Source organism: Natronincola peptidivorans, assembly GCF_900111615.1.
Taxonomy (GTDB): domain Bacteria; phylum Bacillota; class Clostridia; order Peptostreptococcales; family Natronincolaceae; genus Natronincola_A; species Natronincola_A peptidivorans.
Genome location: NZ_FOHU01000001.1, coordinates 104,970 through 125,468, shown reverse-complemented (window position 1 = coordinate 125,468; position 20,499 = coordinate 104,970). Strand labels below are relative to the sequence as shown.

Genomic DNA, 20,499 nt, shown 5'->3' with positions numbered 1-20,499 from the left:
CACCATGCTATGTATTTTTTATAAACATCATTTTATAATCTTCACTATAGGATTTTTTTAAAATAGGGTAGTCCAAAATAATTACAAATACATAGCCTGTATTCCCAAAGGAAATACAGGCTATGTATCATTATATTTAATTAAAGACATTCTTTAATTTTATCTAAAATTTGATGAGCTATATCAGTTTTGTTAGATTTATCAATCTTTTTTATATTATTACCACTATCTATTAAATATACAATGTTAGTATCAACTCCAAAGCCAGCACCCTCCTGGGTAATATCATTGGCAACAATAAGATCTAGGTTTTTCTTTGTTATCTTCTCTTTAGCGTATTCTATAATATTATCCGTTTCTGCAGCAAAACCTACAAGGACTTTATTATCCTTTATCTTACCCAGTTCATATAAAATATCAGGATTTCTAACTAGTGTTAATGTTAAGTCTCCCTCTTGTTTTTTTATCTTTTTATCGACAGTACTATTTGGGCGGTAATCAGCTACAGCGGCAGACTTTATAATGATATCCTGCTCTCCATAATGCTCCATAACAGCTTCATACATATCTAAAGTAGAGCTAGTAGAGACAAGCTTTACGTCAGATGGAGGTGAGAGATTAGTAGGACCTGATATCAATGTTACTGAAGCACCTCTCTTGCTAGCTGCCTCTGCTATAGCATAACCCATCTTACCACTGGAATGATTGGTAATAAAACGTACTGGATCAATAGCTTCTATCGTTGGTCCAGCAGTAATCATTATTTTTCTACCATAAAAATCCTTTTCTACAGATTCAATTTTTAGGATATAATCAATAATTGTATCTATATCTGCTAGCTTCCCTGCTCCTATATCCCCACAGGCTAGTCTTCCGCTACCTGGTGGAATGAATCCATATCCTAGGCTTTTTAATGCTTGTATATTTGCCTGAACTATTTTGTTCTCATACATTTTTGTGTTCATAGCTGGTGCAAATACTACTTTTGCAGTAGTGGCCATAATAGTGGTAGATAGCATATCGTCTGCAATTCCATGTGTTACCTTTCCTATAATATTTGCTGTAGCTGGTGCGATTAAAACAATATCGGCTTTTTGTGCCAATGATATATGCTCTATATCCCAATATCTAGGTGTTTGAAATACATCTGTAATAACAGGATTTTGGCTTAAAGCTTGAAAGGTATGGGGTTGAACAAACTCAGTAGCAGCCTTTGTCATAATTACATCTACATTAGCATTTAATTTTTTCAATCTACTTACAATGTCACAAGCCTTATAAGCAGATATGCCTCCAGTTACACCTACTACAACATTTTTTCCATTTAACATTACTCATTAACCTTTCTCTGCTTATCATCGACAGCAGGGGTGTAGGTAACCATATCTTCAACAATTTCCTGAGTAGCTATGGAGACTGGTTTAAGAGAAGTAGGCTTCACTTTTACATCGTTTCCGTCTATTAACTGTCTTGCTCTTTTGGCAACAGCTACTACTAAAGTATACCTACTATCTACTTTCTTCATTAAATCATTAGTTGATGGATATAACATAATATCACTCTCCTTATTAAAAAATTGATTTGATATCTTCGTGTACTCTTGTAACCTTGCATTTTTCTGCTTTAATGATTGCTTCAACGTCTTTGGTGGCTCTATCTACATCATCGTTTATTACTGCATAATCATATTTAATAACCTGTTCAATTTCTTCTATAGCACAACCATATCTTTTTTCTATATCCACATTGCTTTCGGTTCCTCTGCCAACGATTCTATTTTTTAGCTCCTCTAGGGAAGGTGGTAAAATAAAAACAAAAACTCCATCTTTAAATTTGTCTTTAACCTGTAATGCACCAACGATGTCTATTTCTAGTAAAACATCATTTCCTTTTTCTAAATTATCTAAAACATATTTTTTAGGAGTTCCATAATAATTATCATATACCTTTGCATATTCTAATAAAGCATCCTGCTGCAGCATTTCTTCAAAGTCTTGGTTAGAGATAAAGTAATAGTTTACGCCTTCAACTTCACCTTTTCTAGGAGCTCTAGTAGTAGCTGAAATTGAGATTTTAATATCTGGATTCAGTTCTAGTAGGTTCTTGCAAATGGTTCCTTTCCCCGCCCCAGAAGGTCCAGAAACAACGATTAATAATCCTTTTTTAATCATGGCTCTCTCCTCTTCTATACTTCTATTCACCTTCAGTTATTGTCTCTGTGTCTTTGTTTGTATCTTTTGTATTTAATCTATGGGCAACTGTTTCAGGTTGTACTGCAGATAGTATAACATGATCACTGTCTGTTACAATAACTGCTCTCGTTCTACGTCCATAGGTAGCATCTATTAACATACCTCTGTCTCTTGCCTCTTGAATGATTCTTTTGATTGGTGCTGATTCAGGGCTTACAATAGCAACGATTCGACTAGCAGATACAATGTTTCCAAAACCTATGTTAATTAGCTTTATATTCATTTTGGGGCCTCCTTATTCAATATTTTGAATTTGTTCTCGTATTTTTTCTAACTCACTTTTTATATCAACTACAATATTAGATATAACCAAGTCATTAGCTTTTGAACCAATTGTATTTATTTCTCTGTTCATTTCTTGAATTAGAAAATCTAATTTTCTTCCAATAGCTTCTTTTTGCTCCATAGATTTATTAAACTGTACTATATGACTATTAAGCCTTACTATTTCTTCAGTAATATTACTTTTATCTGCAAATAATGCTACTTCCAATGCAATTCTAGCTTCATCAATCTCTATCTCTTCCTCCATAAACTCTCTAATTCTTTTTGTTAACCTTTCCTTATGTTCCTTTACCACCTCTGGCGATCTATCTTTGATCTTGGCTATTAATGCTATTAGTATTTCTAAGCGCTTTTCTAAATCATCCTTCAATTCACTGCCTTCTTCTTTTCTCATCTCTAATAAATTATTCAGTGCTTGGGTTAAGCCTTCTTTCAATAGATTCCATACTATTTCTTCGTTTTCTTCCTGCTTCTCTAGCTGTAATACATCAGGAAATCTTGCTATAGTAGAGACTCCGATATCCTTTTCAATGCTAAAGCTATTATGGATTTCTTCCAAGGCCTTTATATATTGATGGGCTAATGTAATATCGGTAGTAACTTTGATATCACTTTCTCCAAGATTTTTATAGGTAATAAAAATCTCTACTCTCCCTCTTTGTATATACTTCTTCACTAGTTGTCTAATACGATCCTCTAGATATGTAAAACTTCTAGGCATTTTAATACTAATATCCATATATCTATGGTTTACCGACTTTAGTTCAATATGAAAATATTTCCCTTCTTTTTGTACTTCTCCTCTACCAAATCCTGTCATACTAGTTAACATAGTTTTCACCCTTCCATTTACTACCTTACCCATAATATTTTATAGTCCAGTGTAATGAATTGCAAGATAATTAAAGGATATTATTGAAAACATATACCCCATAACATATATCTTCTGCAGGACCTTCCATAATCATAAGCTGATTTTCCATCACCGTTATTTTTAATGTTCCTCCTTCTGTACTAACCAACAGTGTATCTCCTGCTAGATTTAATAAATGGGCTACACCACATACACTGGTAACTCCCGTTCCGCAGGCTAATGTATAGCCAGCTCCTCTTTCCCACGTTCTAACTTCAATATGAGCTTCGTCTACGATTTTAGCAAAATTGACATTTGTTCCCTCTGGAAAAAATCCATGTTTTTCAATTATTGGCCCAAATTTTTTTACAATATTCATATCTAACTCATCAGTAAATATTACAGTATGAGGAACTCCCATTAAAACTGTTGAAACTAAAAATTCTTTATCTTCTATTTTTATTGTTCTATTGATAAAATCCTTAGCCCCTTCTGCTTTTACTGGAATTTTTTTAGGCTCTAAAGTCATTTTTCCCATATTAACGCTAACGGCATACACACTTCCATTTTTTTCTAGTATCTCAACAGTTTTTATCCCCGCTAATGTTTCGATGGTAAAGTTTTTTGCTTTTACTAACCCTTCATCATATACAAATTTAGCAAAGCACCTTATACCATTGCCACACATATTGGCTCTGGAACCATCGCTATTATAGTAATACATTTTGAAATCTGCTTCTTTAGAGGCGGCCACAATCATCAAACCATCTGCTCCTATCCCGAAGCGTCTATGACAACTTTTAACTGCTAGATCATTAAATTTTTTTTCATAAGGGTAACTGTCATATTTTATAATAATAAAATCATTTCCAGCACCATGCAGCTTCTTAAAAGGTATGTTCATTATTTTTACACCTCACTTTATTTAAAAGTGTTAACACATTTTCCCATATTAATTTTGCATTTATTATATCACACATAAATCTTAGAAGAAATTTATTATTCCCAGTAATTCATTTTATTAGGTACTTAAAAGCACTTAAATTTCTTTTAATATTTAAAGCATACTAGTATTATCTATAGATTGCAATAGTTTCCTTTTTGAATTACAAAGGAATCTTTCCTGATTTTGCATTTTAAAAGCTTTTATGCTATATTATGATTACAAAACACTAGGAGGAATTCATTATGGCATTAGATGGATTAGTTGTATCAGCCTTGGCTCATGAACTTAGCAGTCTACTAGAATATAATAGAATTGAAAAAATATATCAGCCAGAGGCAGATGAGATTATCATACATATCCGTAGTCAAGGTAAAAATTTAAAGCTTCTTTTATCTTCCAGCAGTAATTATCCAAGGGTGCACTTCACCAATGTAAATAAGGAAAACCCTTCTACTCCTCCAAATTTTTGTATGCTATTACGAAAGTATATACAAGGCGGAAAAATAGTGGATATACTACAGCCAGATTTTGAGAGGATTATAAAGTTTAAGATTGAAACACTGGACGAATTAAATATGTTGAAACATAGAGAATTAATTATTGAAATGATGGGTAAGCATAGTAATATCATTCTTATAGACTGTGAAGATAATAAAATCTTGGATAGTATTAAAAGAATTTCTCTTGATATTAGTCGTTATCGTCAAATTCTTCCTGGTCTAAAATATAATATGCCTCCTTCACAAAATAAATTTAATCCTTTATCTGTTACCTCAGCTGAAACCTTCCGTGAAAACCTAACAGGCTCCCTACAAATTCCTGTGATAAAAGCTTTATATGCTACCTTTACAGGCATCTCACCTTTGATTGCAAGGGAAGTTTGTTATCTAGCTAATGTTGACGGAGATCACCTATTGGTTCACTTGTCAGAAGAGGAACACCAGAAATTGTTCATGTCCTTTCAGTCACTCTTGCATGTGGTTGATAATAATAATTTTGTTCCAATTATTTATTTTGATACAACAAATAGTAAGTACATTGATTTTACTGTAATGGATCTTCATCATCTTTCTGAATTAGAAAAACAGGAAAAATCTTCTATTAGTAATATGCTGGAAAGCTTTTATGCCAATCGCGATAATAGAGAACGTATTAAGCAAAAGTCTTATGACTTGAGGAAAAACATCAATACAAAACTAGATAGATTGTATAACAAGATGCAAAACCTTCATCATGATTTGAAGAAAGCAGAAAAAGCCGATCTCTATAGGTTAAAGGGGGAGCTTTTAACTACTAATCTCCACCAGATTGAAAAAGGCCAAGAAGCCATCGAGTTAATTAATTACTACGATGAAAATTATACTCCTTTACTCATTGAATTGGATAAAAAATTGACACCTTCAAAGAATGCACAGAATTACTATAAAAAATATAATAAAGCTAAAAATGCTTTGCTTGAAGTGGCTAAACAGCTAGAGAAAACCAAAACAGAAATTGATTATTTAGAGCAGATTATTGTTAATATTGACCAATCTACTTATCTTTCAGACCTTGAAGAAATTCATAATGAGTTAATGGAAACTGGTTATTATAAAAAGCGTCTTGGGAAAAAAAAGGTCACAGTTTTTAAGAAATCAGGCTATTTGAAGTATAAATCCTTTGAAGGCTTTGAAATCTTGGTTGGCAAAAATAATAAGCAGAATGATGAAATTACTTTGAAAATCGCTGATAAAGAGGACCTATGGTTCCATGTTAAGGATAGGCCTGGGTCTCACGTGGTTTTAAGGCTTAGTGATAGCGACTATACCGATAGATCTATATTAGAAGCTGCCAGTTTAGCTGCCTATTATAGCAAAGCTAAAAATGCTACAAAGGTTGCGGTTGATTATACCCAAAGAAAAAATGTAAGAAAACCAAAGGGAGCTAAGCCTGGGATGGTAATTTATGATAACTACTCGACTATATTAGTAGATGGCGACGAAAATGCCATTCAGAATATTCATCAGATAGAATAACATTCTTTGTTTTTATGTGATTTGAGACATTTATTGTAGATTTATCCTACTAAAAAGAGCCTATATATCTCTCTCAGATATAGGCTCCTTTTTATTCCTCCTTATAATCTTGTAATAACTACAAAATTATCTTTATCTACCTCTTGAAGGTTTACCTTAACTACCTCTTCCTTTGATGTGGGCACATTTTTTCCTACATAGTCTGCTCTAATTGGTAGTTCTCTATGTCCTCTGTCTACTAAAACTGCCAATTGAATTATTTGTGGTCGTCCTATATCCACAAGAGCATCTAGAGCAGCCCTTACTGTTCGTCCTGTATATAATACATCATCAACTAGAATGATCTTTTTATCGTTTATGTCAGCATTTATTTTTGAGCCATGAATAACTGGATCAATGGTGTCTTTTGACAAATCATCTCGATATAGAGTAATGTCTAATACTCCTACAGGAACTTCGTTCTCTTCAATGGACTTGATCTTTTCAGCTAATCTATTAGCTAAAGGAACACCCCTTGTCTTGATCCCAACTAATATGATGTCGTTTGCTCCTTTGTTTTTTTCTAATATCTCGTGGGCAATTCTAGTAATCGCTCTATTAATAGCTTTGTCATCCATCAAGTGTACTTGTTTTTTCATTTCAACACCTCACTTCATACCGCTCTTCTTTTCTATACTTTTATTTCATTGTTCCTCAGCACTCTTAAAATTTTTTCAAATATCATAGGTAATGGTGCTTCAAACTCCATATATTTATTTTTAGTAGGGTGTAAAAATCCTAAGACCTTGGCATGGAGCGTTTGTCCTTCCAAATTAAATTTGGAGGATTTGCCACCATATAAATCATCCCCTAGTAATGGATGCTTTATATAAGATAAATGCACCCGAATCTGATGGGTTCTTCCAGTCTCTAATTTAGCTTCAATATATGTATAGTCATTATATCTTTCCAGTACCTTTATATGGGTGATAGCATTACGTCCATCCTCTACCACCGCCATCCGCAGTCTATGGATAGGATGCCTTCCTATAGGCGCATCGATAGTTGCTCTACTCTCTTTTATTTTTCCTAAAGTAATTGCATGATATTTCCTAGTAATAGTATGCTCCTTTAATTGTTCAGCTAAGCCTCTATGAGCCTTATTATTCTTTGCAATCATCAGTAAGCCTGATGTATCTTTATCAATGCGATGAACAATGCCTGGTCGTATTACACCATTAATAGAGGATAGTTGGTTTTTACAATGATATAGCAAAGCATTTACTAGTGTACCTTCATAATTCCCAGGGGCAGGATGCACTACCATGTTTTTAGGTTTATTGACAACAACTATATCCTGATCCTCATAAATAATTTCAATAGGGATATTTTCTGGTTTAATATCAAGCTCTCTTGGAGGTGGTACTAGTACAACAATCTCGTCACCATGTTTAACTAGATACTTACTTTTTTCAGATTTGTCATTTACCTTAACTAAGTTATCTTTAATTAATTTTTGTATATAACTTCTGCTCAAGTCTTGATATTGATCAGAAATATAAGTATCAAGTCTGATACCTTCCTCGTCTTCTGAAACAAAAAATACTTCTCGTTCCAATCTTTACATCTCCTTTTGTTCTAGTTTATCATATTTTATAATGACATAAACCACTAAAACTTGTCCGATGACGATAGCAGAATCAGCAATATTAAAAACAGGCCATATTCTAAAATCTATAAAATCTACTACGAACCCATGTACCACTCTATCAATAAAATTTCCTATGGCTCCACCTACAATTAGACTTAAAGCAATCATCATAGGTTTTGGGTATCCTCTTTCTTTCCTAAAATATATAATAATAAACCCAACAATTAATATTGTCATCGTTATAAAAAACCATTTTTGATGCTGTAGGATACCAAAGGCAGCACCTCTATTTTCTACATAGGTAAAATGGAGAAAATTCTTAATCACTGGAAATTCTCCTATGTTTTTTAAATACTTTAGCACTAATATTTTACTAATCTGATCTAATGCTAAAACAATAAAAGATAATATATAGTTCATATTGCATTGCAGCCCCTTTCCCGTCCCCATACTTTTATGATTATACCATTATCCAAAAAAAAAAGATACAAAAAGTACCTTTTTTGTCTATACTAAACCCTACTTTTTTCTTCTTTCTTCTTTAGTGGTTGGAAGCTGATTTTCATAATGCTCTTCAGTAATCTTATCAGTTCCCTCAACAATTCCAGGGCTATCCTCATCAAATATTCCTTGATTGTCTGCCGTGGAGAAGGATGGATCACTTGCAACTTCATTAAACTTTGCAACCTCCTGATAAGCATCTTCACCATCAAAACCTGTATAATCATCATCGTCTTTATCAGTTCTTCCAAAAGGTGGTTGTAGTAAAGACTCCTCAACAGGTCTATTTGCCTTAGAATCATATAAAGCAATTTCTCCTTTTTCACATTCTATACAGGTATTAGTTTCAGGGACAATTTCTAATCTTTCTACAGCTATTTCGTCTCCACAACCTTGACATATGCCATAACTACCTATTTCAATTTTTTCTAATGCTTCATCAATTTGGTTTAATCTGTATTTTTCATTATTTTCTAAATTTGACTGCATAGCCGCCATAAACATTTCAGTTCCTAAATCAGCAGGATGATTATCATAAGCAGATAATTCCTCAGTAGCTTCTCTCATAGAAGCATTATGGGGTTGATGCTCTTCCATGCGTTTTAATGTATCTAAAATATCTTGTTTTTCTTGTAATAACAAGCGTTGAAAATAATTCTGCTTTTTTGTATCCAAATTTTGGTTCCTCCTATCTATAATTCTCAATAATTTCTATCAAATCTGCTATTAGCTTGCCAATAAAAGGAAGGTTCACCCAACTCCGCATAACATAAGCCAATAAAGCTATGATAAGTCCTGTTAATAGAGTAAAACCAATGCCCATGCCTATCCCTCGCACCATTCCAAGAAGGAAATTCATCAAAATAAGTCTTTTTGGATTGGATACCATTTCAACATATTCTGCAACTCTCATGTTATCCATCTTTTTTGATAAATTTTCTAGCTTATCTCCAATATTGGGCCTTTTTTTCTTGCTAGGCATATTGATTCTCCTCTACTAAATATTTTAACCTTTTCGTTTAAATTTATTTACATTAATTATTTAAACAAATGCGTTATAGGACTAAAGAAATATATTGCTTTATAGATAGAAAACAATATATTTACATACTATTAAGCATGTCTATTATAATCGTCTTAGAGTGGTTTGAAGCTTCTATAACAAATTCATTAAAATTTGCATGTGCAGAACCATCAGCTTTATCTGACATAGCTCTTATTACAACGAAGGGAACCTTATTAAGATGACAGGTATGTCCAATGGCAGCTCCTTCCATTTCTGTGCAATATGCTTGGAATGTGTCTTGTATTTTATCCTTTAACTGTGTACTGCTAACAAAAACATCCCCAGAGACAATTCTTCCTTTTAACACCTTTCCGTTTGTTAATACCTTTTCAGCTGCTTGATAAGCTTTAGAAGCTAGCTCTTCATCAGCTTTAAAGATCCAAGTATCCATTCTTGGTATCTCCCCTATCTTATACCCAAAACCTGTGACATCAAAATCGTGCTGCAATACATCAACTGAGATTACAACATCCAAAACATCTAAATCGTTGTGTATAGCACCTGCTACCCCTGTATTTATGACTGTAGTAGCATTTAGTTGTCCAATAAGGATTTGGGTACATATTGCAGCATTCACCTTTCCTATGCCGCATCGTACCAGCACTATATCCTTTTTACAAAGCTCTCCAATATAAAAAACCATATCTGCGATCTTTTTGGTCTCTTTGATCCTCATTTCTTCCTTTAAAATATTTACTTCTTCATCCATCGCTCCTATTATGCCTATTCTACTCATTAATCCTCTGCCTCCTTTTTCTTCTTTATTATCATTTTAAAAGTATCCTTCATATCTAGAAAAAAATCTCGTTCACAATAATAATTAGAACGAGACTTGCTATAGTTTTAGTTTTAGCCTTCCTGCAATTCTGCTGTAGTATCTATTAATGTTTCTAATTGTGACTGTAATAAAGTTTTATATCGAGTTTTAAATATCTCCATTTGTTTTTTTACTTCCTCATACTGATTTCTTACATCATCAACATCTCTATTGGCTTTTTTTATGATTTCTCTTGCTTGTATTTCTGCTTCTTCAATAATCAACTGGGATTTTTTTGAAGCAGCTCCCTTCACTTCTTCTGCTGTGTTTTGCGCTACAACTAAAGTGTTTTTTAGGGTTTCTTCTAAACCTTTATATTGCTCTACCTGCTGATAAGCTTTTTCTATTTTATCCTTTAATTCAGCATTTTCTTTATATAACTTTTCATAATGAATCATTATTTCATCTAGAAATTCATCTACTTCATCTTCCTTATATCCTCTAAACCCTTTCTTAAATTCTTTGTTTTGAATGTCTAAAGGCGTAAGCATAAAGGTCACCTCCGTCAAAATTATATTGGCTTTTTAAGTTTAACATGAATCCGTCCTGATTTTGTATTCCCTTGAATTTCATCAACAATTATTCGTCCCTTTCCTCTCACAGAAATGATGTCACCAGTATGTAGCTCATGAAAATTTTTGTTAGCAATACCCCAATTTATATATACCCTTTCCTTAGCTATTAAGGCTTGTGCCTCTGTCCTAGATGTTTTAAAACCTAAGCTGACAATACTATCTAACCTTAAAGAAGCAACAGTGCCACATAAATCCTTATAGCTAATAATTAAAGGCTTTATATCTTTCAAATTTATTTCTCTAACGGTAATAGAAGTATTTCCAACTTTATCTAGGTTATATACTACATAATCCTTTAAATCCTCCTGAATCACAACCTGACAGATATTACCGTTTATTATGATATCTCCAATTTTTTCACGTTTAATCCCTAAGGATAAAATACTACCTAGATAATCTCTATGATTTAAGTCTTTAGACTGTAAATTCCTAGTTATTTCTACAGCAGTTAAGGGAATTTTTATATCATCAACAGAAAGGTAGTCTTGAAAAATAATAATTATTTTCCTTTCAGCCTCCTGATACCCTCCTGTTACTATCCAATTAATATTTTCAAAAGTAGCCAAAACATTTGTAATAGCTTTTTCTTCATAAGGATTCAAGAAATCAGTTGTTTTAATATCATGGGTTCTTAATACATTTTCAGTTTTATCTAATGCCTTAACTAAAAGATGTTTTAAGTCAGCATCCTTCACATGTTGTAAGTATAGTTCCTTATCTATCACAGACCAGTTACCAACCTAATGATTACTGAAGTTATCATGTTTACCAATAAAATTGCTGCAATTGGTGAAAAATCAATCATACCATTATATCCAAGCCTATGAATAAGATTTCTTACAGGTGCTAAGATAGGTTCTGTTACTCCATAAATAAATTGTACTAAGCCACTATGAGGATTTGGATTCACCCATGAAAAAATCACTCTAACAAATATAAAAATATTAATCAATCTTTGCAAATAATATATCGCCATTACTATATCTCTAGTAGAAAACAAGCAAAATCACCTTCCTTTAATTATTTCTGCCAGGGGAATACCCCTTTATTTTTCAGTTCCTCCTTAATATTTCCAGTAATATCTACATTATTAGGCGCTAAAATAAAAATACCAGTAGATACTTTTTGAATGCTACCATCTAATGCATAGATAGCTCCATTTAAAAAGTCAAAAAACTTTCTTGCCAAATCAGGGTCAATATTTTCTAAATTAATAATTACAGGCTTTCTATTTTTCAAGTTATCTACTATGCCTGGTGCTTCATCAAAATTACTAGGTTCAAAAATTACAACCTTCATTTGTGTAGTGGTGTGGATATTTAACACTTTATTTTTTTTGCTATTACTGAAGATTGGCATCATTTCTTCTTGTGATTGTTGACCTTCTTCTCCTTCTACCATTTCTTCATCTTCCTCAAAAACATCTAACCCGATAAAATATTTTACTTTATCTATTAATTTTCCTGCCATAATTCTCCCCCCTAAATTTAATAGTTACGTTCTCCAAAGATTTTACTACCAATTCTAACTAAATCTGCACCTTCTTCTATGGCTATCTCAAAGTCATTGGACATACCCATGGATAAGTAACGCATCATCACATTATTCATGGCCATTTTATTAATATCTAAAGATATTTTCTTTAGCTTTTGAAAATAAATCCTCACTTCCTCTGGATTTTCAGTATAAGGAGCCATAGTCATTAAGCCTACAACCCTTATATTACTTAAAGAACTTATTTGCTTTAGTAGTTCTTTAGCATCACAAGGCTTAACGCCATATTTTGAAATTTCTTCAGAGACATTTATTTGTAATAGACACTGTACCTCTACTCCTATTTTTTTTGCCCTTCGATCTATTTCTAAGGCTAACTCATAAGAGTCTAGCGAATGGATAAGTTCTACTTTATCAATAATATATTTCACCTTATTTTTCTGTAGATGTCCAATCATGTGCCATTTTACTTTATCGCCTATGATTTCATATTTTCTAACCAATTCTTGTACTTTATTTTCTCCGATATGTTTAACACCAGCTGCTATAGCTTTTTCAATTATTTCTGGCTCCACAGTTTTGGTAACAGCGATAAGTTGAACTTCATGGGACTTTCTACCAGCCTTCATGGCAGCCTCATCAATTTGCGATTTCACTACCTTTAAGTTGGTTTCTATATCTAATGTCAATGATACTCCTCCTTATTTATTTCAACGTATTCTTTCTCCTATATTAATTTTTTCAGCATCTACTACTATCTCATCATAATAATTAATTGTATTAATCCTCTGGGTTTCATTATTAACTTTTTCGTCAAAGGATCCATTATAAACTATTGAGTATTCACGATTACTTCCCTTTGCCTTGATAGGTACAAATCTTGCAAAACCATTAACATCCAATCTAAATACACCTGTTTGTTCTTCATGTTCAGTTATTGCAGAATTAGGAATCATTACTCCCTCATAGCTTCTTATTATCACATCAAATGTAATACTTCGTTTATTATAAAACTCTTCCATAAACTCTGTTAGATCTAATACTACAATGCAATTATCATCATCTTCCTGAATAACATTTCTAACAATGGCATTATATTCTTTGTTATCCCCTTGTTGCCTTATTTTTATTTTCCGTTCCTTTTCTAATCCTAGTATATCTTCCTGCATCAGCTTTGTAATAATACTCCATTGATGATTTTTAATAATCCTTATATTGGTTTCATCATCCTGCTGTTTATCATTATCTAATGAATTTCTTATAGTTTCAAATTGTTGTAGTGTCATATAATCTAAGTTGCTCAAGGTTAATAGATCCTCTAGCCCATCCCTTCCTAAGGCAACCGCCCCTGGGTATTCACTAATGATAGTTTTAACAGAAGCACTTACCTTTTCTTGTAGGTTTTGCTGTTGTCTTTCTAATTGTTCAAGATTTCTTCCTGGAAGGCTTTTCTCTCCACTAATAATACTCTTTTTTTCTACCAGTATTAAAAGTGTTTCTTTTAAAGCACCTACCTTTATATAATCACCATTTTTAATCAAGTCTTGAATTTGTTGAGTAACGGTTTCTATCTCATTATTAATTTTTTGGATATCTGTTTGAAATAAGTGTTCTTCTAACTGCTTATCTTTAATATTTTCTATCCTTAAATTAATTATTTCCAAATCTTTGGTTATATTATCATCTAAATCATTAAAATGAATAGTTGCGATTTTCTGCCCTCTCGCTACCCGTTCTCCCTCATTTACTAGAAGAATAACATCTCCTTCACTAGTACTTGTAATCACTTTTTCATCCCTTACTATGTAACCTTCTGTTGTTATTGCAGTTTCTATCTTTCCATATTCTGCTATATATGTTTTATTGGTAGCTTGACTAAAAAACGGAGGCATTCTGGATAAGAAGTACAATAGTATAATAATGCCAATGAATAGCTTGTTAATATTTCTTATTATCAGTCTTTTTTTCACTTTTTTCTTTTTATGCAATAACATCACCTGCCAACCCAATTCTTATATATTAATTCTGCATATTCCTTTAAAGTCCTTCATTTTGAAGAATAAAATTTATAATTCCCTAGTACTATATACATCATAAAAAAAGCCACCTTTTAGGTGGAGTTAGTTGTAATTCTATTATGAATTTAACCAAATGCTTCATATAATAACATGCATAATCCAAAAAAACAACCTGTTAATAATGCAAACTCAAAAATATATAAAGTAGCTTCGTATATTAATAAATACTGTTGTTGCTTCAATTCTTTTATACCGAATTTTTTTTCAAGCAAATCCTTAGTTTCCATAGGCATAGTCTCCTATATCATTTGGTTTGTACAACTATTATATTATTTAAGGGAAGTGAATATGTCCAAAGTCATCAATCATCTGAAAATATGGTTGATTATAAATAGTATTAATGCAATACTTAAAAGTTTATGCACAACACACCAATTAGATTTCATCCTTTTAATTCTTTGCCCTAAAATAACCGATAGAGCCATCATAATTATTGTGTTTAAAACCAAGACCCCGCTATGCCATTTTAAAAAACCAACAGCTAAATAGCCATGTATAAGTCCTATGGTAATGATAACATATCCAATATCGGGGTGTGCTTTCCTCAGCTTTTTATACATCTCTAATACCTTCCCGTTTTTTCCCCTTTTCTTTTCTCCTGATGAAGCTAAGCTATATTTTTTTAGTGGATACATCAATGTCATGATTGCTACCAACACAGTATTAGACCATCCTAAAATTTTAACCATTATGCCCCTCCTTTTATTTTGCAGACAATACTAACCTTAGCATTATACTCTATAATAAGTATATTATTATTTTTGTATTTCTTGACAAAAACTAGCTCTAAATAAAAAGACCAGAAAAATTATTCTGGCCTAAAAAATATTATTTATCAGTATTAATCATTATGGCTTCTATCTAATAATAGGTTTATTAGCAAGCTTTAACTGAACCATTGTATTTAGTTCTTCCTCAGTAATATCTCGAAAGGTTCTAAATGTATAGCCTCTATCTTTAAAAACTGTTATTACTTCAGGTAATATTTTTTTCATAGAAGTATTTCTTGGTACATCATGAAACAGAACTACTATAAAGTCTTGACCTTTTGCACCATTCAATACGTTTTCTATCATTTTTTCTTTGTTATTGTAGTCAGGTCCTGCATCTCCTGAAGATACATTCCAATCAATATAATAGTATCCTTTTTCCTTAACATCCTCTGTAAGCTTTGGCATAAACTGCTTTCCCCCGTAATTAAAGGAGCTATGATTAGAGGATCCCCCTGGAAATCTAAAAATTGGGGGTAGCTGGATATCTAAAATACTGCTCACTGTTTCCTCTGCCCTAAAAAAATCTTCATAGAATCCATCAATGGTACTATAAATAGAATAATCGTGTGTATAGGAGTGAGGCAGTACCATATTGCCTTCATTATAGATTCTTTTTATTTGATCAGGATGTTTTTCCGCCAGTCTCCCGATTGCAAAAAAAGTAGCGTTAACATCATGTTCCTTTAAAACATCTAGTATTTGAGGTGTTAAAGTAGTTGGACCATCGTCAAAGGTTAAAAATATTTTTTTGGATTTATGATTATCCTTCTTCTTAGCATCACTATTTACTTCCAGGTCCTTTTTTTCCACTTCATCTTCCTTTAAAGTCTCCTCCTTACTACTATCAATTTCTTTTTCCTCTCTCAAGTCCTTTTTAGCTTTTTCTGTGTCCTGTATATTTTCTGTTTTATCTTTGTTTTCTTTTATTTCTGCTTGAAGCTTTTCACTTGTTTTTTCTGCTCCTACATCTACTGGCTGTTGTTGAGTTTGAGAAAAAGTACTGCCGCCTACTATTGCCATCAATACTATCCCTACAATAAATATTATAATAATTTTTCTCATCCTAATCTCTCCAGTCCATAAAATTTTTCTTTTGTCTAACATCATTATAAAGAACTTTTTTTAACATCTGCTAAAGAACTGTTAAGATACTATTAAGATACTTTTAAATTCTTCTAATGCTAAATTCTACTTTAATGCGACAATTTCCTTCAGTATATTCTGTATTTCAATATTTTTTTCATTAAAAAAGCACCTGTATTCTTTAAACACAGGTACCTAGTTTAACTTCATAAAAAAGTAGTTCCTTATATTATTTTACGTGAAAACTCTTATCTTCTGAATTCGATTTTTTTCAATAGCCTCTACTGTAATTTTAATATTATTATATTGAATAGTTTCACCCGGTTTTGGTAGTCTCCCTAACTCTCCAATAATAAATCCACCAATGGAATCAAAGTCTTCTGATTCTAACTGTGTTCCCAATTCATCATTCACAGTATTTATTTTTGTGCTACCATCTACTATATATTCATGGTCATTAACTACTTCAATCTCTGATTCCAGTTCATCATATTCATCTTGAATATCTCCAACAATTTCCTCAATTAGATCTTCTATTGTAACAATTCCTGCAGTTCCACCGTATTCATCAAGCACAATAGCCATGTGTATCCACTTTTTTTTCATTTCTTTAAACACATCGCTTATTTTTTTGAACTCAAAAGTATAATAAGGTTTTCTTATGTAGGTTTCTATGTGAAATTCTCCTTTTCCAATATCTAGAAAGACCAAATCTTTTGTATTTAATGTTCCAATAATGTTATCAATCCCCTCTTTGTATATAGGATATCTAGAAAACTGGTGTTCTTTTGCTATTTTCATTACTTCTTCATAACTAGCCTCCACATCAAGTGCAACAATGTCTGTACGTTGAACCATTATATCTTCTATCTGTAGGTCACCAAATTCAAATACATTATGGATCATTTGCTTTTCTTCGATTTCTAAAACACCTTCTTCTTGGCTGACAGTTACAATTGTTCTTAGCTCCTCCTCTGTAATAAATGGCTTATCAGCATTTATTTTTATCCCTAGCATATTCACGAACTTATTTGTCAGATAAGTCAATACCAGTACAACAGGACTCAACACTTTTACCACCAATGAAATAGGTTTTATCACTTTCAGAGATACCTTCTCGGGATCCTGTGCTGCGATTGACTTAGGTGTGATTTCTCCAAAAATCAATACAAGAATTGTCATGACTCCTGTAGCTATTGCTATTCCTGCTTCTTCATAAATACTTAAAGCTAAGGAAGTAGCTAAGGCAGAAGCTGCAATATTGACTAGATTATTACCTAAAAGAATTGCTCCTAACAATTTACCAGGGTCTGTTATAAATTTATTGATTAAAGCTGCTCTTTGAATATTTTCATCAACCATGTGTCTAACTCTAATTCTACTTAAAGACATTAATGCAGTCTCAGAAGCAGAAAAAAAACCAGACAAAAATAGCAGTATTATCAAAAAAAATAATTGCCATATATACTCATAAACTATCATACAGTCTCCTCCTAACAGCCCTGCCTATAATAGTTTAATATTGATAGATTATGACAATATTATACTTTTAATTTGGAATTTTGAATTTCTTAAAAGCTTAAGGTTGATATGCTGCTTTTTTTACTGTTTTATATGCTGTTTTTAATAACAATCAGTTCTTCATGAATATCTTCCAATTTTCTTAATATCATTCTGGCTGCGTAGTTATCCATTTCAATTGTTTCTTCTTGATGTTTGCTATTAATTATCTTATATAACTCAGTTTCCTCCAATAGCATTTCTTTAATAATCCTATAAACCCTTTCTTCAGTAAGCCCCTTCAAGGTTTTATTTCTCTCTAATAGCTTATTTAAAATTTTATTATGACTTAGTAATGTAAAATCGTTGATCATTAAATTATCCTCAAATATTACATAGCTCCCCTTACTTCTTGTTGCAATGGATTTGCTTCTATCCAAATAATTATTTTTTTCATGTGCATCTACTAGTTCTTTTGCCACCCTATCTAGGACTTTTCTGATTAGAATGTTTACATCTCTAATACTTTCAAATGTTTCTATTACTTTTTCAGCCCATTCCATGATATCTCCCCCTTCAGTAAAATATATTAGCTAGTCCAAATAATTATTCTTACTTAAATTTAAAGGAGAGTTTTTATGTATCTATAGCCCTATAAAAATCATTGTATCTACCATATAAAAATCCAATCACCTTCCATATGCCAGAAAGGCAGAATTCCATAAAGGTTGAGTAGATGTTTTATTTGCAGTTAATCCTATATAACTTACTTTTATATTTACAAATATTTTATTGTCGGTCTCAACTATTTACACTATGGATTCCAGCAATATAACCTGTAGAAAATGCTATTTGAAGGTTATATCCTCCTGTTACAGCATCTACATCTAAAATTTCTCCTGCAAAGAAAAGACCTTTAATTATCTTCGACTCCATTGTTAAGGGATTAACTTCCTTTACAGAAATTCCTCCCGAAGTTACAATAGCATCCTTAACACTTTTTAATGCTTCAATAGTAATTTCAAAATTTTTCAAAGCTTCTATGAGCTTATTTCTATCTTTTCTATTAAGCTGGTTTAAGCTAGTTTCATGTAATATACCTAGATTGTTTAAGAGCTCCAATAGTAATTTCTTAGGTAAATATTCTGTTAATACACTAGAAATCTGCTTATTACTTTTTTCTGTCGCCAATAATAATTTTTTCAATTCCTCTTGCTGTATTTTAGGTACAAAATCTACAAAGATTTTGTGTCCTCCTTTACAGAAATCTAATTTGTTAATATAAGCACTTAATTCAAAAACTGCTGGTCCAGAAATGCCATAATGGGTAAATAATAGATCTCCATAAAAGCTTTTAGCTTTTTTACCTATCTTGGTTTTAAGAGCGATATTTTTTAAAGAGATTCCAGTCATTGTCGTCAACCACTTCTCCTTGATAACCATAGAGATGAGACTTGGCTTAAGTGGTAGAATGGTGTGACCCAGTTTCTCACAGATATAAAATCCTTCTCCCGTGCTTCCTGTATGGGGATAAGATACACCGCCAGTTGCTAGAATAATAGAATCACATGGTACTATTTTTCCCTGGTCTGTCTTAATACCTATTACTTCTCTCTCCTCTATAATAATCTCCTTCAGCTGGCATTGAAAATATACCTTCACCCTTTTCTTTATTAATAGATCATTAAAAACTTTAATTATGTCAGAAGATTGCTCACTTTTGGGAAATACCTTTTGATTTGATTCAATTTTTAGGGGACATCCATTTTTTTCTATAAGTTCCATAAGCTGCTGACTCGTAAAAGCATGTAGACTTTTATATAAAAATTTGCTATTGGTAATAGTATTTTTCATTATTTCTTCAGGAGAAGAATTGTTTGTTATATTACATCTGCCACCTCCGGTTATCTTCAACTTTTTGCCTATAGCTTCGTTCTTTTCTATCAATATGACATCATTGGTGAATTCTGCCGCTGTGATAGCTGCCATAAGGCCTGCTGGACCTGCACCAACAACTAAAACTTTACTATTCTTCATTTTTATACACCCTTCTACTCTATAAATTTAAGCTAATCATCCAGCTTTTTCATTCACTTTATATCCTAAAATATAGGTTCCATAATAGTAAAATAGTATCTACCATAATTTTTACCAAAGAGCAATGCATTATCCCTTACAACCATTAGCATTATTTTACCTGAAAATCTAAATAATTTTAACTTATAATTTCTCGTCTATAATTTATTCTTGTTATTTATAACAAATTCCTTTAATTCTAATATACATAAATAGTCCATGATAAAACCTATAAATTCATTGTCTAAAGTAAAAAGAACAGTATCCTAATTCCTGTCTATAAGGAAAGAATACTGCCTTAGCTTATGTGATTTGAGTCATTATACAATCCTTGCGACCTCCCTTTGCTATATACACTATCAACAGTGTCAGGGATGAAGGCGGCCAAAATATTATCTGTTTTGAAATTTCTTGCAGCCTTTTTTTCATAACAGTAGCATTGAATTACTTCCTTTGTTACCTGGATAACCCTTATCCTTCTTTGACTAACTTCCAAACCTTTTTGATATATTAGTGTAATGGGTCTTTTATTATTATATGAGTACTTTAATGCAT

25 protein-coding genes are annotated in these 20,499 nt (G+C 32.1%); 1 reads left to right on the top strand and 24 read right to left on the bottom strand.

Annotated elements, in window-relative coordinates:
- Window positions 1–140 precede the first annotated feature (140 nt).
- The 6 genes from coaBC to dapF form a co-directional block, all read right to left on the bottom strand.
- A complete protein-coding gene (gene coaBC / locus BMX10_RS00650) occupies window positions 141–1,331 on the bottom strand; it encodes a bifunctional phosphopantothenoylcysteine decarboxylase/phosphopantothenate--cysteine ligase CoaBC (protein ID WP_090437831.1) in 1,191 nt (396 codons plus the stop codon).
- Window positions 1,331–1,552: a DNA-directed RNA polymerase subunit omega gene (gene rpoZ, locus BMX10_RS00645; RefSeq protein ID WP_090437828.1), complete on the bottom strand. Its 222-nt coding sequence runs from the start codon at window positions 1,550–1,552 to the stop codon at window positions 1,331–1,333. Before rpoZ ends, coaBC begins: the two co-directional genes overlap by 1 nt.
- A 16-nt stretch (window positions 1,553–1,568) precedes the next feature.
- Window positions 1,569–2,171, bottom strand: a complete 603-nt coding sequence (gene gmk, locus BMX10_RS00640) for a guanylate kinase (protein ID WP_090437827.1) — start codon at window positions 2,169–2,171, stop codon at window positions 1,569–1,571.
- Window positions 2,172–2,193: 22 nt separating this feature from the next.
- Complete coding sequence (gene remA / locus BMX10_RS00635; RefSeq protein ID WP_090437825.1) at window positions 2,194–2,475, bottom strand: extracellular matrix/biofilm regulator RemA; 282 nt, start codon at window positions 2,473–2,475, stop codon at window positions 2,194–2,196.
- Between the two features lie 12 nt (window positions 2,476–2,487).
- Complete coding sequence (locus tag BMX10_RS00630; protein ID WP_090437823.1) at window positions 2,488–3,369, bottom strand: YicC/YloC family endoribonuclease; 882 nt, start codon at window positions 3,367–3,369, stop codon at window positions 2,488–2,490.
- Window positions 3,370–3,439: 70 nt separating this feature from the next.
- Entirely contained in the window at window positions 3,440–4,294 is an 855-nt protein-coding gene (gene dapF, locus BMX10_RS00625; protein WP_090437821.1) for a diaminopimelate epimerase, read from the bottom strand.
- 284 nt (window positions 4,295–4,578) lie between these two features.
- Here dapF and BMX10_RS00620 point away from each other — a divergent pair, with 284 nt between their 5' ends.
- A complete protein-coding gene (locus tag BMX10_RS00620; RefSeq protein WP_090437819.1) occupies window positions 4,579–6,351 on the top strand; it encodes an Rqc2 family fibronectin-binding protein in 1,773 nt (590 codons plus the stop codon).
- 101 nt (window positions 6,352–6,452) lie between these two features.
- Here the strand turns inward: BMX10_RS00620 and pyrR are convergent, their stop codons facing one another.
- The 18 genes from pyrR to BMX10_RS00535 all read right to left on the bottom strand — a co-directional run bounded on the left by pyrR (window position 6,453) and on the right by BMX10_RS00535 (window position 19,905).
- On the bottom strand, window positions 6,453–6,989 hold the full coding sequence (pyrR, locus tag BMX10_RS00615; RefSeq protein ID WP_090437817.1) for a bifunctional pyr operon transcriptional regulator/uracil phosphoribosyltransferase PyrR: 537 nt from the start codon (window positions 6,987–6,989) through the stop codon (window positions 6,453–6,455).
- Window positions 6,990–7,021: 32 nt separating this feature from the next.
- The gene (locus BMX10_RS00610; protein WP_090437815.1) at window positions 7,022–7,948 is read right to left on the bottom strand and encodes an RluA family pseudouridine synthase; all 927 of its coding nucleotides are present in this window, start codon (window positions 7,946–7,948) and stop codon (window positions 7,022–7,024) included.
- 3 nt (window positions 7,949–7,951) lie between these two features.
- Window positions 7,952–8,401: a signal peptidase II gene (lspA, locus tag BMX10_RS00605; RefSeq protein ID WP_090437813.1), complete on the bottom strand. Its 450-nt coding sequence runs from the start codon at window positions 8,399–8,401 to the stop codon at window positions 7,952–7,954.
- A 99-nt stretch (window positions 8,402–8,500) separates the two neighbouring features.
- Window positions 8,501–9,157, bottom strand: a complete 657-nt coding sequence (locus BMX10_RS00600; RefSeq protein WP_090437811.1) for a TraR/DksA C4-type zinc finger protein — start codon at window positions 9,155–9,157, stop codon at window positions 8,501–8,503.
- Window positions 9,158–9,170: 13 nt separating this feature from the next.
- Window positions 9,171–9,464 (bottom strand): DUF5665 domain-containing protein, encoded by a 294-nt coding sequence (locus BMX10_RS00595; protein ID WP_090437809.1) that lies wholly within the window; start codon window positions 9,462–9,464, stop codon window positions 9,171–9,173.
- Window positions 9,465–9,585: 121 nt separating this feature from the next.
- A complete protein-coding gene (locus BMX10_RS00590; RefSeq protein WP_090437807.1) occupies window positions 9,586–10,284 on the bottom strand; it encodes a 5'-methylthioadenosine/adenosylhomocysteine nucleosidase in 699 nt (232 codons plus the stop codon).
- A gap of 113 nt (window positions 10,285–10,397) precedes the next feature.
- A complete protein-coding gene (locus tag BMX10_RS00585; protein ID WP_090437805.1) occupies window positions 10,398–10,856 on the bottom strand; it encodes a DivIVA domain-containing protein in 459 nt (152 codons plus the stop codon).
- A 20-nt stretch (window positions 10,857–10,876) separates the two neighbouring features.
- Window positions 10,877–11,665 (bottom strand): YlmH family RNA-binding protein, encoded by a 789-nt coding sequence (locus tag BMX10_RS00580; protein ID WP_090437803.1) that lies wholly within the window; start codon window positions 11,663–11,665, stop codon window positions 10,877–10,879.
- Window positions 11,662–11,940: a YggT family protein gene (locus tag BMX10_RS00575; protein ID WP_090437801.1), complete on the bottom strand. Its 279-nt coding sequence runs from the start codon at window positions 11,938–11,940 to the stop codon at window positions 11,662–11,664. The genes BMX10_RS00580 and BMX10_RS00575 overlap by 4 nt, the downstream gene beginning before the upstream one ends.
- Window positions 11,941–11,960: 20 nt before the next feature.
- Window positions 11,961–12,410 (bottom strand): cell division protein SepF, encoded by a 450-nt coding sequence (locus BMX10_RS00570; RefSeq protein WP_090437800.1) that lies wholly within the window; start codon window positions 12,408–12,410, stop codon window positions 11,961–11,963.
- 17 nt (window positions 12,411–12,427) lie between these two features.
- Window positions 12,428–13,123: a YggS family pyridoxal phosphate-dependent enzyme gene (locus BMX10_RS00565; protein WP_090437798.1), complete on the bottom strand. Its 696-nt coding sequence runs from the start codon at window positions 13,121–13,123 to the stop codon at window positions 12,428–12,430.
- 21 nt (window positions 13,124–13,144) lie between these two features.
- On the bottom strand, window positions 13,145–14,428 hold the full coding sequence (locus BMX10_RS00560; protein WP_090437796.1) for a biotin/lipoyl attachment domain-containing protein: 1,284 nt from the start codon (window positions 14,426–14,428) through the stop codon (window positions 13,145–13,147).
- A gap of 149 nt (window positions 14,429–14,577) precedes the next feature.
- Window positions 14,578–14,739, bottom strand: coding sequence for a hypothetical protein (locus BMX10_RS17875; protein WP_170834620.1), 162 nt, complete (start codon window positions 14,737–14,739; stop codon window positions 14,578–14,580).
- 78 nt (window positions 14,740–14,817) lie between these two features.
- Window positions 14,818–15,201: a hypothetical protein gene (locus tag BMX10_RS00555; protein WP_090437794.1), complete on the bottom strand. Its 384-nt coding sequence runs from the start codon at window positions 15,199–15,201 to the stop codon at window positions 14,818–14,820.
- A 168-nt stretch (window positions 15,202–15,369) separates the two neighbouring features.
- Window positions 15,370–16,347: a polysaccharide deacetylase family protein gene (locus BMX10_RS00550; RefSeq protein ID WP_170834619.1), complete on the bottom strand. Its 978-nt coding sequence runs from the start codon at window positions 16,345–16,347 to the stop codon at window positions 15,370–15,372.
- Window positions 16,348–16,602: 255 nt separating this feature from the next.
- Complete coding sequence (locus BMX10_RS00545; protein ID WP_090437790.1) at window positions 16,603–17,850, bottom strand: hemolysin family protein; 1,248 nt, start codon at window positions 17,848–17,850, stop codon at window positions 16,603–16,605.
- 128 nt (window positions 17,851–17,978) lie between these two features.
- Window positions 17,979–18,431: a hypothetical protein gene (locus BMX10_RS00540; protein WP_090437788.1), complete on the bottom strand. Its 453-nt coding sequence runs from the start codon at window positions 18,429–18,431 to the stop codon at window positions 17,979–17,981.
- A 238-nt stretch (window positions 18,432–18,669) separates the two neighbouring features.
- Window positions 18,670–19,905, bottom strand: coding sequence for a BaiN/RdsA family NAD(P)/FAD-dependent oxidoreductase (locus BMX10_RS00535; RefSeq protein ID WP_090437786.1), 1,236 nt, complete (start codon window positions 19,903–19,905; stop codon window positions 18,670–18,672).
- Window positions 19,906–20,499 lie beyond the last annotated feature (594 nt).